1 protein-coding gene (cut by a window edge) is annotated in these 17,206 nt (G+C 58.1%); it reads right to left on the reverse strand.

Going from position 1 to position 17,206, the window contains the following annotated elements:
- On the reverse strand, positions 1–17,206 hold the 3' portion of the coding sequence (locus AC04P6_RS02740; RefSeq protein ID WP_475565058.1) for a BspA family leucine-rich repeat surface protein. The gene runs 15,398 nt beyond the window's last position; the window shows 17,206 of its 32,604 coding nt (coding positions 15,399–32,604); its start codon lies beyond the right edge, outside the window — the gene reads right to left on this strand; it ends in the stop codon at positions 1–3.

Here is a 17,206-nt window from a genome sequence, read left to right on the forward strand (position 1 = left end):
TTACGCAACCAGGCCCTGGGCGGCGCCAGTTGAGTACGCCGCCTGGAGAGCATCCTGGTTGATGACAGCTGCGAGAGAGCTTGCGCCCGTCTCGAGCTGACAAATCGCTGCCGCAAGCCCATCAGAGCCTACCGCAGATAATACGGCATCATCCTCCAACGCTTGGGGTGGGTACCCCCCAGCGGAATCCGGATCGCTACTCAAGGCAACGAGGCCAAAGCCAGAGGCATCGCCGATTCCGTTTTCGACCAAAACGGAATCGCCCGCATTGGCATCCGAAAGAGCCATCTCGTTGGTGCCATCAGCCGCGCTGATAACAGCGGCGGCATCAGAAGCCACACCCAGCAACGCGATAGAAGCATCATCGCTTGCGGTGGCCATCTGACCAATCGCAGATGCGGAAGCACCTGCAGCGGCATCGGCACCCATCGAAGAATCAGTCGTGGCTTCGCTGAGCAACGCAAGCATAGTAGCCGTTTCGTCCTGAGCCGGCTCGGACGCGAGGGTTAGGGGCTCAACCGCAACCGCCGCAACATCCTGATCGGACAACGCAGCGAGCGCGGTGCCCCCTCCCCCGCTATCGTCGGATAGAGCCGCCAGGGCAGTAGCGCCCGAACCCGTACTCAACGCCGCAAGCGGAGTTGCAGAGCCGGAGGAATACGTGTACAGGGCACCAGTCGAGTTATCCGTCCAGCACGAATAAATGGAAAGGACATAGGTGCGATCGTCAGTCTTACCGAGGGCGGTGAGCAGATCCGCATAGGAAACAGTAGAGGTGATCTGCAAACCCGTTCCGTTGGGTCCAGTAAACCAACCAACAAACGTATGCCCCGCAAACGAAGGAACGCGATTCTTGTAAATTGTCGAGCCCTTTGCAGTCCACGCACAAGTACTGTTGGCGTAGCTCGTCGCCCCCGTAGGGGTGACATACTTAATGGTGTAAGCCGATGTAGACCAATTTGTATAAACGGTCGCCGTAAGCTGTTCGCGTTCGTACGTCACAGGATTACGCGTTTGGGTGTCATTGTATTTAAGCAGCTCGCCCGCAGTCATGGCATTAGTAACTGTCGTAGCGCCCAAAATAGCAGATTTATCAAGCCAAGGCTTTGTGGCGTTGAGATAATAGCCCTGCTTTGAAGGATTCTTACCTGTGAGGATATTCGCAACATTCCACGCAACGGTCTTCGTCGGATACGCCGTACCGCCCTTAGTATCATACGTAATGACGACCTTAAGCCAAGCCCAATTCGCATATACGATTCCGTGACCAGTAAGCGGATCAATGGTCGTCAGATTGGCAAACGTATGAGTAGGCTGAAGCGTAGCACCAAGCGTGGCGTTGGTAAGCTTCCATTTACTCAGCTCGTGACCAAGGAACGTAATGGGATTACCATCGGCGGTTTCAGACGCAGGCAAATCACGCGGATCATTAACCACAAACCCCGGCATCGAACTGCTAGCGGGATACGTATACAACTGATCCAAATTCGTATCGGTAACGAGTACCGTGCGCTCGAACAACTTACGCGGAATGCATTTTGTAATGGCCAAATTCTCAATCTGGTCCGTCGTATATGTACCACCAATAATGCCATTCTTTTGCGCATTGGTAAGACCCAATCTAGGGTCGCTGGGATTGCTATACAGCAACGCCAGAGTATCAGCAACAGCCTTATCGTCCGCGCCCCAATACTCGACAACCCTCTTGGAAGGCTCCCAAATGGCGTACAGATAATTCGCCGCCGGGTTTGTATCCGTCTCCTTCAGCTTCCACTTTTCCCACGGAATGTTATCCGGATCGTCGGCGGAACGATACGGGAACATTACGTCGGCAGGGTCGCACAAGGGATTGGGGTCCCAACCCTTGAAATCGTAATTCTCCCTCGTGAACTTGTTATCGCTCACGGCAACTTCCTCGTCGGTCACGCCCCAGGTATCGGGGGTCGTGCCGTAGTTGGTCATGTCGCCATTGCCACCCGGGAACACGAAGTTCGGGTTGATGGTCGGGTAGATATTCGCAAAGTACGTAATCTTCTGCGGCAGAGGCTGCCAGATCGCGTACAAACGCAGGCTGGAAGGCGGCATGATGAACGTCGCGAATGTGTACTCGGGGCTCGTGTAACTGCTCTTCGCGGGGTTATTCAGGTCGGTAGACCAACCCATGAGCTGATAGCCATAGCGAATGATATCGGCCGTGTTGTACGGCGTCACCGTGTCGTCTACGCGAATCGCACCGGGGTTACCCTGGGTCGGCGTGATGATCGGGTCGACAAACGTAGGCGCCGCTTCCGCAATGCTGCTATCCCAGGTGCCCTTCACGGGCTCCCAGATGATCTGCACATAATTCGCGGAGTAGTACAGGTACAGCACCAGCGTGCTGGCGAAGGTATCGTTATCCACGGCATCCAGCTTGCCTTCAGATACGTGGCCATTTGCCGCATTCTCGGTTGCCGTAAGCGTGGGATTATACGTATAACCGCTGTCGATAATATCCTGACGCAGGTAATCCACGCCATCGTAGTACACGCCAGCCTCGCCCGTCTCGATGGTCACGACATACTCGAAGCCATTCGGATTGGCCGTATTCTCCTTCCAGTGGTGCACCTCGAACTCGATGCCGGTACGTGCCTGGGCGAACAGGAACAGCTCCAGGCCGCCATCGGCGGTGATCACGCCGCTACGCACTTCCTTGTACTTCGGCGTGGTCTCGCCCTCCTCGGTGTACGTGTAGCTGGGATAGTAGAAGTACCCCGGCAGGTTGATGTACGTGGTGCCGTCGATCGTAACCGTATCGTCCACGTCGCCCGTGAGCACATCGGTGCGCAGGATCATCGGATCGCCGCCCGTGGGCGTGCCATCGGCACCCGGGCCACCGTTGTGCACCAGGCCATCGGCGCCCACGCGGTACGTGTACACCGTGTAATTCACCACGTTAGCCTGATAGTACAGGTACAGCACCGTGGAGCCATCGGGCTCAATATTAGCCTGCCAATTAGTGCCAAACTTCGCATTGAAGACGTACGCGGAATCGAACGTGTAGCCATTGAACGTCTTGGCAACGGCCGTGGCCAAGGTGTCGCTCGTGCCCTGCAGATTCTCGGTGGCCATGATGCGCTTCGGAGAATCCAGCTCGCCATTGCTCTTCACGCGCACGTGGTACACCACGTACTTCGTGTCGTCGCGCGGAATCCACACGGCATAGACCACGTTGTCGTTGTTATCCAGCAGCAACGTCCAATTACTGCCCACGGCCACGTCGCTCGTGCCCGCATCGGCCAGGGCCTTGGTCGTTGCCCAGCCGCCGAAGTTGTAGCCCACGCGCGAAAGCAAGCCCGTGGGGTCGGCAACCTTCACGGTGCCGCCATACACGCCGTAGGTATCGGGCACGCTACCCTGGGCCTTCTTGGAATTGTTGTCGTATGCCAGGCGACGCACCGAAGGCGTCCAATGCGCGTACAGGACGGTATTGCCCGCCGGCATATTCCACGTGGTAATCGTGGGAAGCAGCTCGATGGCGCCCGTCGGGTCGTTTACCGACCAACCCAGGAAGTCGTAGCCAATCTGCGTGGGGATGGGAATGGTCACCACATCACCCGTGGCGTACGAAGTGGGCCCGATTACCGAGGTGCCATCGGCGAACTGACCGGTGGTGCCGTCGATGGTCAGGTTATACGCAAGCACCATGTAGTAGATCTTCAGCACCATGGAACCATCGGCTGCAATAACAGCGTCGGTAGCGCCATAACGCGCCAGCGTATCGGACGGGCTGTATACGAAGCCGTCGAAGGTAACCAGCTCGTTGGCAGCGTACACCGTGGTGTTCGTTTCGCCGTAGCGTTCCACGGTAAGCGCCTTGTACGGCGAGGAGCCATCGGTATGCAGCTGCCAATGCTCCACCTTGTACGGCGTGGTGCTCTTGGCCACGTAGTAGATGTAGTAAATGTCGTTCGGGTCGCCCAGGCCCGTAATGGCCTGCGACGACAGGTACGCGTTGTAGGTGACGCCACCCACCGTGGTACCCGCGAAGCTCGGGTCGAGCTCGTAGCCCAGCAGACGCGAATCGGTAGGCCTATGCAGGCCCGCCGCCACCACGTCGAGGGTCATGCCCACCTGGCCATCATGATACGTGGTCTCATCGATAAGCTCGATGTTCGTGTACGTAGAATCGGTGCGGTAGATCCTGACCTTGTAATCGATACCCATGAGGGCCTTGTAGTACAGCAGCATAACCGACGTGCCATCGCCGGCGACCTCGATGCGGATGACGCTGTCGCCATAGCCAGCCTCGGCCGTGGAGTAGCTCCACGTGCTGTCCCAAATGTAGCCCGTGAGCGTCTGGGCCACGTCGACGCCGTGAATGACCTTGCCCGCCTCGGCCGTACGCGTCTCGTCGGTCTCGCTGATGAACATGGTACCCACGTTGTTCAGGAAGACATGACGCACCGTGTAGGAAACGGTATCGGGCTTGTAGTAGATATGCAGGATAGTGGTTCCGTCGCCATTCAGGTTCGCGGTAGTCACGTTGCCCGCGTTAGTGCTGTCGAACGTCCAGCCCACCGGCGGGTTGATCAGGCCAAGTGCGGTAGCATCGAGCGTGGTGTCGGTGGTGCCGTATCGCTTCACTTTGCTCACCGTCTCGCCGTCGGAATTCACGTAATGGTACGCCACCGTGTACATGGTGTCGCTGCGTGCGCGCCACGTGGCCGTCATGGTACCCACCTGCGAGGTCATGCCTGGCATGGGCATAGTCGTACCGGGCGCGTACGTTACGCCGTTCTGGTCGAACGTCCAACTTACCAGCACGTAGCCGGGGCGATACACCTGGCCTTCCTCATCGCCCTGCGTGGGAAGCGTAATGGAGACGCCAGCCTCGTACTGGTCGACGCGCGTCACGCCGGAGTAGGACCAACCGGCATCGGTTGCCACCAGATCGTAGATGATGGTCTGAGGCTGAGCCACGTAGTACATGACGAGCGCCGTGGTGCCCTTGCGGTTCACAATGGCCGAAGGCGCGGCATCGGAAGCGTAGCCGGGCGTGTAGACGTAGCCGACGTACTCGGAAGACAGGTCGGTGGCATACACGCGCACGCCCGTGGTGGCGGTATGCTCTTCCTTCACCTCGAAGAGCAGCTTGCCCTTGGAAGTTACGCGACGCTGATACACCACGTACTTCGTGTTCGTATTGGGCTGCCAAATGGCGTACAACGTGGTATCGCTATATGGCATGGTGTACGCAGAACCCGGGGCATATACCCACGTAAGGTCGCCCTCGGGGGGTTGCACGTCGCTCCAGCCAATGAGCGTGTAGCCAGCGTACGTTACCTCGGCTGCCGAAGGCAGCGTGGTAGTCTTGCCCGAAGTAACGGAACGCGGGTTCGCGCCACCGAACGACGGCATCTCGGCCGCGGTCATGGCCGGGGGCAGGTTGCCCGCCAGATCGAACGTAAGCTGCGTGTCGTATTCCATATAGTACAGACGCAGCACCGTGGTGCCCATGGGGCTAACCTCATCTTCAATCTTCACGAGTTCGATGCCCGCAGGCTGATACGTGGTAAGCATGTAGTAGCCGTTGAACGAACGCGTCCAACGCTTGGTTACGGCATTCACCGTGGCGCCCGTGGTCTGGTACGGATGCGTATCGGTGGCAGCCAGCGTAATAGTGCCATCCGAAGCAACCAGATAGTGTTCCACCATGACGCTGATGTTATCGCTCGGCTGGAACACGTAGTAGTACGTGGCAGACTTATAGGCCCCGTTCACGCGCTCGGGCACCAGCGACATGCCGGCCAGCTGGCGATAGCTGACGCCACCCATCGTATACGTCATGGTGACCTTGTTGCCATCCTCGTCCACCCAATAGCCGTACGTATAGCCGGTGGCAGGCGTAACGGTAGCGCCCAGAGGCGTACCGGAAATGGGATACAAGCTCTCGGCCGACATGGTACCGGGCGAGCCGCCGCCATTCAGTTGCACGGTACCGCGCGCCGGGTCGGCCACGATATACGTAATGGTAATCTGCGGTGCTTCCTGGAAGACCGCATAATAGATAGACGGATTGGGCCACGCATTAGGAGCCGCAGGCGTAGGAGGCACGAACTTGTAGCCCTGGTACGTATACGTAACGCCGCTCACCGTACGCGTGAACGTAGTGGGGGTCGAATCGCTGGCCATGGTAGCGCCCGTAGAATCAACCCACTTCACGAACTCATAGCCATTGTAGGGAACAGCGTATGAACCCTTGGCCGCGCCACCCACGCCGGCAACAACTTCGCTTTCGCGATAGACGAAGCCGCCAGGATTGGACATACCGGACATATCAACCGCGTACTCAATCGTAGACGGATACGCGGGGACCCAGTGAATGTAGATAACCTTATCCAGGCCACCCACCGTATAGGGCGAACCGGGAATGTACACCACGTCGCCATTGGGCGTATCGGAATAGCCATCCATGACCCAACCGTCGCTACGCGTTGCGTAGTCGAACATCGGCAGGCGCGAGCAGTAGCCCGGCGCATAGCTACCCGTCTGATCGAAGTAATTCGTCGGAGAACTCATCGAACTATACTTCGTCGTATCCAACGTGATCGTAATGCTCGCCGGATCGGGGTTGTTCTCGTTGATGGTGAACACATGACGAATGGGCGTCCACAGCGCCACAAACTCGTAGTTCGCGTCCACCGTCGTGGGGAATGCCTCGTTCAGAATCAAATCGGTGCCCAGGGCAAACATGGTGGCATTCACGCCGGCATCAAACAGCATCGTGTTCGCATACACGCCGGAAGTGTAGTCAAATGCCAAAATGAGCTGATTCCACGTCGCCAGGTTCACGTTCGTATGCATAATCGGATCGGGCGTAACCGTGGCATAGCCACCACTCACCGTCACCAGGTGCTTACGCCAGGCCCAGCCAGCGAACACGTAGCCTTCCTTGCCCTGCGGCGCAAACGTGGAAATGGGTGCAAAGCCAGCAACACTGCTATCAACGGCGCCGTTATAGTAGCCACGCGTAGTAATGGGCGTGTTCAGGGGAATGTCCTGAATGAGCGTCTGATCGTCCACACCCTGCGTGAAGGTGCCACCCGAGCCCGTCATGTAAGCCATGACGCGCGGTTCCACGAAGACGGCGGTGAACGTGGTATCGCCCATGATCTGGATGGTGGAAGGCGACATGGTGTAACCAGTCTCGATGGAACCGTCATCCTTCGTCATCGTGTAGTTCCAGCCCATGTTGATCCAGTTGTTGTGATCGAGCAGGCGAATCTGGATATCCTTCACGCGCGGCGTGTACGTACCCATCTCAACGCCATTACGATACGCATAGCTTCCCGAAGGCACCAACGTGGGATACGTGGTGGCATCATCGTACAGGTCGCCCTTCGCGGCATCCGCGGTGTCGATGTTGAAACGCACCGTATAGCCCTTGGCCTCCCAGAAGCCAATGATGATCACGTTGTCGTCGGGCATCCAGAAGTCGTACGGATACGCCACCGTGGTGTTGAAAGCGCCCAATTCTAGGTTGTTAGCCCAAATGGGAATCGGGTTGCCTGCGCCGTTGTACACCAGGTAGCCACCCGCGCCATCGGTATTCAGGAATTCCAAACCCGTCATGATGTTAGTGGGCTGACCGCGGTCAACCTTCGTCGTGGTGCTGAAGTTGTAATTCTTCCACAGCTCGGCGTAATCCACGCCAATCAGGTCGGTTGCCTTGTACGCCACCCAACCGCTGAACTGATAGCCATTCACGCCAACGGTATCCGCGGTATCGTCGAAGATGACCGAGCTATTACGATACAGGCCGCGCGGCTGGTTGGTGGGTGCGATGGGCGAATCGGTGGGCACGATGCCCTGACCGTTCAGCACATAGCGATACGTGAGCGTAAAGCAGCCGATATCGTAGTACAGCTTGATCTTCGCCAGGCCATCCGCCGTAACCGTGATGGTGGTGGTGGAAATATCGGGCCTGTACAGGTGATGCGAGACCTCGGCCAGGTCGATGCGCGTCACGCCATCGGTGTCGAACGGCTTGATCAGGTCGCTGTCGTCGGCCACGGTAATCACGTCGCCCGTAAGCGCATCGTAACTAGCCGTGTAGGCCTCGTTGATGAAGTACTCGCCCGAGCCATCCTGCAGCCAGTATTCCACCACGTAATGCGTGGCAGATTCGCTGAACCTGGCAATGTAGACGATGTCGTGGTAGATGCCGTCGGAGGCGCGCCCGGGCACGAACTCGTAGTAGCCGTACTCGGTATTGAGCGTGCCCATGCCGTAGTAGTTACCCTCGCCATCGTAGAAGCCCAGGAAGTCGTACCCATCGCGGATGTACAAATACGTACCCATGGCCGTACCCGTGGCGGGAGCGACCTTCTCGTACGTACGGGTGAGCCAACCGGCATCGGCCACGTCAACCGAATACGTAATGGTAATGTCGTCATCTTCCGTGAACACGGCGATGTACGTAGCGTCATGATACGCGCCATCGGTGCCACGGTCGGGAATGAACGTACGATTGGTGCACACGATATTGCCCGACTCGTCGGCCCAATGCAGGAAGTGATAGCCAATCTGAGAGTACGCGGTAATGGCGCGTGGGCCAGGCTCACTTACCGGCGTAAGCGGGTTGCCCTCGTCGTCGTACAGGACGTTGCCATCCTTGTCGATCAGGTAGCCGTCGTCGTTCACGCGCTGCTTCAGCGGGTCGACCATGTAGCCCGTACCAGCCCATACCGTCTGGTAGGCATAACCGTCGCCCCAGTTCAAGCCCTGATCATCTTCGTCATCGGCCAGCGAGCCATCGGAGTTGTTCCAATTGACCCACCAATTCGAAGTGGTGTACTTGATGGTGGCCTGCTGCTGTTCCCACATGGCATACAACGTGGTAATGGCCGCCGGAATGGGGTATACGGTATTCGGCTCGTACGTGGTACCCAGGCCATCGGGGTCGGTGTTCCACGACTTCAGCACGTAACCAGGACGCAGCACGTCGGTCTTGGAGGGCGTCACGAACGGCGAGTACGCCACGCCCTTCACGGGAGCAAGCTTCTCCTCGCGCGTGCCATCGCTGTTGTGGATAATCACGCCCGCACCCTCATTCGGGTCGAAGTACACCGTGTAGCTGCCGCGAATCCACAGCGCCGTAACGGTAATGTCGTACTGGGGAATAAGGCCATCGGTAATGGGCTTGGTGGTATACGTGCCACCGAAGAATTCTTCCAGCTTCTTACCGTCGATCTTGGACACATACGGATAGTAGGGATAGATGGTGGCGCCATAGCCGCCGTCAACCTTCCAACCGGCGAACACATAGCCCTCGTCGCCAATGGGCAGGTAGCGGTTCAGGTTGCTCGTACCATCCGAGAGGAACTCGTTCCAATCGTACAGGTTCGGGTAGCTCAGCAGATAGCGCGCACGATTCTCACCCGTTATCGTGGGCTCATCGTTGTCGGGATCCAGGTCGCGCTCGCAGATGATGTCGTAATCAGGCATGCCATAACCCATTTCGGGAATGTGTGTGCCCGCGCGCAGGTTGTCAAAGTACGTGCCCGCCATGCCCTCGAATAGGCCATGCTCGCCGTTCTTGAACGTTACGGAGTACAGGCGCTCCCACTTCGGACGCACGAAGCCGTTACCCAGCACGCGGACCTCGGTAAGGTCGCACGGCGTGCCCTTATACACGGGACCAGAAAGCTCATGACCCTCCAGGTCGTAGAACTTGCCACCTATGACGTTCACTGCACCGGTGCCAGTAACCTCGGTACCGTCATCCAGCGTGAACACCCACTCCCAGTTATACAGGCCGTAGTTGTCCTTGGCGTAGCCATAGCCTGGGGTCGTGGTGATCTTGCCATCGCGGTACGACAGCTTGTCGTAGTAGGAAAGCGTGCCATTCCAGGTAAGGTAGCTGGGGTCGTCGGCATTCACCGTACCGCCCGTATACGGGTTGTCAACGGTAACGGTGTAGGTGCGCGGCACCCAGTGCACGTACAGATTCAACGTCCACTCGTCGTCGCCATTATCATCCTGCGAAAGCACCAATGCACCATTCGCGCGCAGCTTGGCGATTTCAGCACCGGAAAGCTGGAACACTTCCTCATCGGCCCACAGACGATCGCTCTGCTGCGTACCCGCAATGTACGACCACGCGTCGAAGCGATATCCGTTCAGCGTGAACAGGTTCGAATCGAGCTTCGTGGGCGACTCAAAGCTGGTTACCTGCGTATAGGTACCGCTGGGGTACCAGCTGGCCGACGTATCGGTGCTGTTGTATACCGTGCCTTCCACCGGGTTCCAATGGAACACGATAGTGGCGTTGGCGGGCGCCCACGTGGCAATGAGCGTGATCACACCGTCACCATCGGCGTCGGGCAGGTCGGCCACGGAAATGCCCGAAAGGTCCCAACCGTAAATCTTATGCTGCGTACCATTCAAGGTCTCTTCCGCAGTGACCACAATCTGGCCGTTCTCGTCCTTCCAGCCGGCGAACACCTGGCCCTTCTTGCCCTTCGGAGCGCCGCTGCCGGAAGACTGGCCCGCAAACTTCGGGGTCTTCGTGCCAGTTGCCATGGACACATGCGGGAAGTACGTCGTGCCATTCTGGGCGGCCTTCTTCTGCGCGTCGGTGGTGCCGGGCGCCGTGGCGGTATCCACGAAGTAGTTCGTGCCATCTTCGTAGCCCTGCTCGTTTGCCAGATAGTTCACGACGTACGCCTGCGCCCACACGGCAGTGAAGAACACAGGACCCGTAATGGTGAAGCTGTAGATGCCATTCGGGGTAAGCGTGCCCGTCTCGTAGTCCAGGCCCAACTTCAGAGCGTCGTCGGTGACCATGCGGTATTCCCAATGATCCAGGCAATAGCCATCGATAGGATTGACGTTCACGTCTCCCCTGGCCAGAGAACGGCCATGATAGATGTAGCTCTTGCCAGAAACGGTGCCCAAGCCCGTGTTGCTGCTCTCGTACACAATAGGAACGTTACTACCAAGCCAGTGCAGGTACACATCAACGGTATGCGGCGAGCCATCGGCCTCCATGGTGGACCACAGGTTGCTGAACGTGGCGCCATTATCGATGAGGCACCACTTATCAACCCAGCTACCAAGTCCGCCACGCTCGGGATCGCTGTGATGAGTCCAATACACATCGGTAAGCGCATGCCAATCGCCAAAGTCGTAGCCCGTATGGATGTATTCGTTCCAGGGCATGGTATACAGCTGGTCGTAGCGCAGACCGGTAAGCTGCGGCATATCGCGCAGGATGCCCGTAGTGGTATCGCGAATGAAGCCCGCGTTGTCCTCGTCCTGGTAACCATAGCCATGGAAGCGAATGTTATACGTGATGGGGCTCCAATGCGCGTAGAACACCACGTCATCATTGCCCATGGTAAACGTGCTCTCGAAGGCGTAATCGGGGTCATCACCCTGCTTGCCCGGCGTGGCATCCCAGCCTACCAGGAGGTAGCCCTTGCGATAGAAGCCCGTGGACTGGTCGTCGCGAGCGCGTGTGACCGTAGCGCCATTGGCGTAATACGCAACGCCAGGCGTGACGAGTTCATTGCCCTCGTCGTCACGCGAACGCACCGTGCCGCCATTCGTGTTGTAGCTCACAGTATGGCCCACGTACTTCCATACAACGTAGAGAATGTACGTCTCGCCCTCGCCCACCAGGTCGGTAACCTTCACGCGGTCGGTAAGCGCAACGCCATTAACCACCTGCACCACACCAGCTTCGGCTTGCGTGGAATCGTGGTTCCAGCCCGCGAACTCGTAGCCATCACGCGTATAACGACCGTAGGCCGTCTTCAGCGGCGTAGCCACGCCCACCTCAATCTTCTGGTCGGTTAGGCCGATGGAACTAGGATCGGAAAGCGTGCCTCGATCGAAGCGCACCGTCCAGTAGCGCTCGGGCACCACTTCGCGCCAGACCGCGTACAGCGTGATGGTGTCGCCATCCAACAGCGACAGGTTGCGCACGCGCTGGTTGTCCTGGAACTGCACGTTGCCGGCCTTGGCCAGCTCGTAGTCGGTGTTCCAGCCAATGAACACGTAGCCCTCGCGGCGGAAATTGATACCCACCGGGGTGATGCGCTGGTATGCGCCAATGGTGAAGATCTGATCCTGGATGCCCGCGGAATCCAGGTCGTAATCGTAACCGCCATGGAACTGCACGGTATAGTGACCGGAATCCCCGTCGTCGTCGCCACCTTCGGGCTCATCGGGAAGCTCGATTTCCTCCCACACGGCGTACAGCGTAATGGCGTCGTCGCCCGCAGCACCGGTAAGAATGTTCTTCACCAGCTGATAGTCATCGTATTCAACTAGGCCATCAGCAGCGCGGTTCACATCGGAATTCCAACCCAGGAAGCGATAGCCATAGGCGGTGAAGCGACCACCATTAGCCGCAAGGTTCTGTGCCACGTCGTAGGTAAATTCCTGCGTAACGGTATGCGTAGCGCCGTAGCAGTCAAAGTCGACGAGCGTGCCACCATTGAAGGTGACGGTATACGTGTTGGGCGCGAAACGCGCGTACCACGTCTGGCCGTCTTCCCAGTATTCGGTAGCAGCCTTGGTGGGCGCCCACGTAGAATCAGTAGACAGGCAGCCACCCTGCTCAGAAACGTTGCCATTGCGATCGAGCACGTTCGGCTGATACCAACCCAAGAAGTGATAGCCCTCGTTGGCCACGGCCACGGAACCCTTGGGGACGCCCGTGCTGTAGTTGAGCACCTCGTTCGTGGTTTCCACGGTACCGCCCACAGTGGTCACGTTGCCATTGGCGTCGGCCACCTTGTAGTACACGTTCACGTAGTTATCAAGCCAATGCGCGATGAGCGTAATGACGCGCGGCGTGTCGTCGCCGCCAGCCGCCGTGGCAATGTCGGTCGTGGCATCGACGAGCGTGCCGTCGCTCGTGTACCAACCATCAAAGCGATAACCATCGCGCTTGGGGTCAACCGCCGGCACGAAGTTCGTGCTATCCCAGTACAAGCCACCGCGGGGCGCCACATAGGCACCACCCTCGGTGTCGAACTGCACGGCATACACGTACTGCAGGTAGATAGCATACAGCGTAGTGTGCGCAGCGGGCATGATGTACGTAGCACCCGGGCCGTAGAGCGCGTAACCCGTAGGCGACGTACCCCAACCCGTGAAGCGGTAACCAGGACGCGAAACCGTCTTGTATCCAGGTAGCGTAATCTTCGTATCACCCGTCTGATTGGTCATTACGTAGTCATTCGTGCCGGAAGCGCCACTAGGTGCCGCAGACGTCCAACTAGCGGAGCCGTCGGTCGTATTCAAATCGAAGGTGAGGTTCTTGACCGACGTCCATTCGGCCACGTAAATGGTGGTTCCATCCTCCACGAACGGAAGCACGGTACCCCAGGCGTAGAACGTGCCCGAATTGGTGCCGCTCGCGCAACGCCAACCCGCGAACACGAAGCCGTCGTTGGCCGCGGGCCTGTACGACGACGACCCATCGTCTTCCTTCACCATATCGGTGATGCCGTTGTATTCGGGCGTGGCCTGGCCAACGCTCAAGGCCTCGAACTGGGTGCCCCACTTCCTGCCCGTGTTGAAGGCGCCATGCTCACCTGCCGTATATATCACAGCAGGCTCGTACGACCACAGCGCGTAGAACTCGGTAGGACCGAGGATGTTCACACCCTTGTAGGTAATGCCGTTGATCGTGGTATCCACCGGCGAAAGCACCGTGCCGGTAATGGTATTGCCCCATTCGGTGGTGGTCACATAGCGCCAACCCACGAACGTGAAGCCATCGCGCGCTTTCCAATCGACCACGCTGATGTCGGGCTGCTGACCCGTGTAGACCGTCATAGCCGGGTTGGGGCCAACAACGCTACCACGCGTGTAGTCGTCGGAATACCAGGTTACTTCGTTCGCCTTGGGCGTCCATAGCGCATACAAGCGAATGACCGTACCCGCAATGCTCGTAAGGTCGCGCACGACCTCCATATCTTCAAAGACGTAGCCACCGGGGTAACCGTTCACGGTAATGGACGTATTGGCGTTATCCACCGAAAGCGCCCAACCCGCGAAGTCATAACCCTCGCGCTCGAACTGATTCGGGTTCAGCGACTGGTCGTAGCTGAAGGTCATAGGCTGGCGATCCATGTTGCCGCGGAACTCGGGCGTGCCAGGCTCGTATTCGATGACGTACGTACTGGCTGTCCAATGTGCATACAACGGGAACACACGGATGGTGGAACCGGTAAGCAGAGGCACCGTGGGAACCACGTAGGTGGCACCAGGATAATACTTGTTGCCCTGGCCGTATTCGTCGTCGGTCCAGTAATCGAGCACCCAGCCGGGGCGCGTGAACACGTTGGCCGCAGCCACATACGCCGAATCGCCCATGCTATGGTATTCCACGTACGTGCCGGCAATGCCCGAGCTGGTAAGCACGGCGTCACTCGCGTTACCTTCGTAGGTTACGTACACCTCGCCGGCCTTCCACATGGCGTACAGCGTAACCACCGCACCATCGTCGAGCGACAGGTTCTTCAGCACGTCGCCATTATGGTACGTGGTACCCAAGCCATCAGAACGCGTGTTCCAACCCATAAACTCGTAGGCAACGCGCGTGGGCTCGATCACGTCCAGGGTAATGGACTTGCCCACCTTCATGGCAATGGGATCGATGCTGCCGCCGCCACCATTCATGTTGAACTTGATGGTGTAGCTATGAGGCGAAACCACCACGTACCACGTGCTGTTCGATTCGTCCCAAATGTCGTAGACGCCCAGATACGGGTTGTACGTACGCTTGCGCGGCGTAATGGTTTCCTCGAACTTCTTCTGTACCGTGCCACCCGTCTCGTACACCGGGTCGTTGTCCTCGGAAACCGTGGTGATACGGCCCGCGGAATCGGTGTACTGGTACACGATCTGGTAGTCGGTGTCGTACCAGTACAGGAAGTCATAACCCGGGTTCACCGTAAACGACGTACCCGCGGGAATGCCATGTACGGAACGCACCGTTTCGGAATCGAGCGTAAGCGTACCGCCCTCGGGGGCGTCCAGCAAGTCGGGCGTAATGATGTAGTAGTTGATCTGCGTGTACGATTCCACCCACTTGGCGTAGAGCGTCACCACCGTGCCGTCGGCATCGATGGGCTCGCCCGTAAGCAGGTCGATGGGAGCAATGGCCTCGAACAACATGGAGTTGGAAATCTTGGCCGAGGTAGAGCCACCATCCAGATTGGTGTACCAACCCGCAAAGGTATATCCCGTCTTGGCCGGGTCGGGCACGCCATCCAGCAGCTCATTGCTATTCCAATGTAGGCCATCCTTACGGCCGTTGAAGGTGTAGGAGCCATTCGCCGGCCACGCGCCACCCATGTTGTCGAACACCACGGAGTACGTACGCGGCACCCAATGCGCATAGAGCGTGGCGTTGTAGCCGAACATCTTGATGGTGGAACCAGGAGCATACAGCACCTCGACGTCGGGATCTTCCATCCAGCCATCCAAATCGTAGCCATACTTGCGCACGTCGGAAGCCGTGGGCAACGTCACGTCGTCATCGCTGGCGTACGCGCGGGTAATGAGCGCCGTGCTGTTAGTAGCCCAACCACCCATGGCATCGTAGGAAAGCGTCTGCATGCGCGCGCGATACACGGCATAGAACGTCAGATTCTCGGTGATGGTGCCAATGGTCGACCAGATCTCGCCCATATTGCGCAGCTGATAGGTACCGCCACCGGAAAGCGTGACCTCCCAATACTGGAACTCCCAGCCATTCTTCGCACGCGGGTTGCCGTAATTCTTGATGTTGGTTTCGGTAGTATCGAAACCATCGGTGTCCGTCTTGTCGTTATCGTAGAAGTAGTACAACGTAGTCGAAGAACCACCAGGCACGCTCAACCAATACGTCTTGCCCTCGGCCACCACAAACTGGCCGTGATCGCCCGGGTCGAAGATAACCGTATAGGAATCGTACGCCCAGTGCACGTAGAACTTCGTGTCACCTAGAATGGTGAGCGTGGTGGGGTCGGCCAAATAGCCGGTATACACCGTGCCGTCGGCCAACGTCATCTCGTAGGTATAGTACGCAAACGACATGGTCACGATGTTGCCATTCGTATCGGTCATTACCGTAGGCGTAGCCGTAACGGGCTGCGACATCTTGGTGTTATACGTCCAACTACTCTCGATGATGGCCGCATACACCGGGTCGTTGTTGTAGTCGCGCACGGGCAGGCCACCATACATGACCTGCACCTTGTCAGCCGAGGCAACCGCGCCCGTCTGAGAGAGCGAGCCAGCCAGCTTGCCCCAATCGGCATGGTTCAGCGAACCATTGCGCACGGGGTACAGGTAGTGCATCTCGTCGCTAATGAGCTGCACCTTATACGTGGCAACGGTCCATTGCGCGTACAGATGAATCTCGTGGCCCGGGACGTTTGTAAGGTTGTACGTGATAGTGTCGGCATCGGCAAACGAGATAGTGCCCGATCCGTCGGGCTTATCGTTCCAACCGGCGAAGTCGTAACCCACGCGCTTGAACGTATTCGGCGTAAGCGTCTGCGTGAAGTCGTCGTAGGCGATGGGCTGATTCTCCATCACGCCGGCGTAAATGCCCTCCGGAGCGGAATTGTCATGGTAGACGATGTAGTACACCGCCGGGCTCCAACGCGCTTCCAGATACACGGTATCGCCCTCGTCGGTGGCCAGGTTCCACACGTACTGCGCGTTTACCAGCAAGCCATCGCGATACACGGGAACGCCGGCCACCATACGGTAGGCCTTCCAGCCCAGGAAGATGTAGCCGCTCTTCTTGGTACCCTCGGAAACGGCAGGCGTCGAGCTATCGTCGTCGATGGTGGTCAGGCGCTCCTGAATGCCGTATTTGAACGTCTGGTTGGTCATGTTGAAGTAGTCTTCGGTCATGGCACCACCGGTGCTTTCGCCCTCGTACATGTAATGCACTGTGTAGGTATTCGGGGCGAAGCGCGCCACATACACACGACCGTATTCCCACATCTTGTCGCTATCCTTGGTAAGGGTGAGCGTGGGATTAGTGGTCATGATATCGCCGGTCTGCTCGTCAATCCAGCTCACGAAATGGTAGCCGGGGTTCGCCACGGCGGTAACCGGGTCGAATACGCCCGTCACGACGCCCACGGTGAAATCATGTTCGGCAGCTTCATGCGTGCCGGAGCCATCGGTCCAGGTAATGTAGCCGTTG

It is taken from the genome of Denitrobacterium sp. (genome assembly GCF_056180635.1).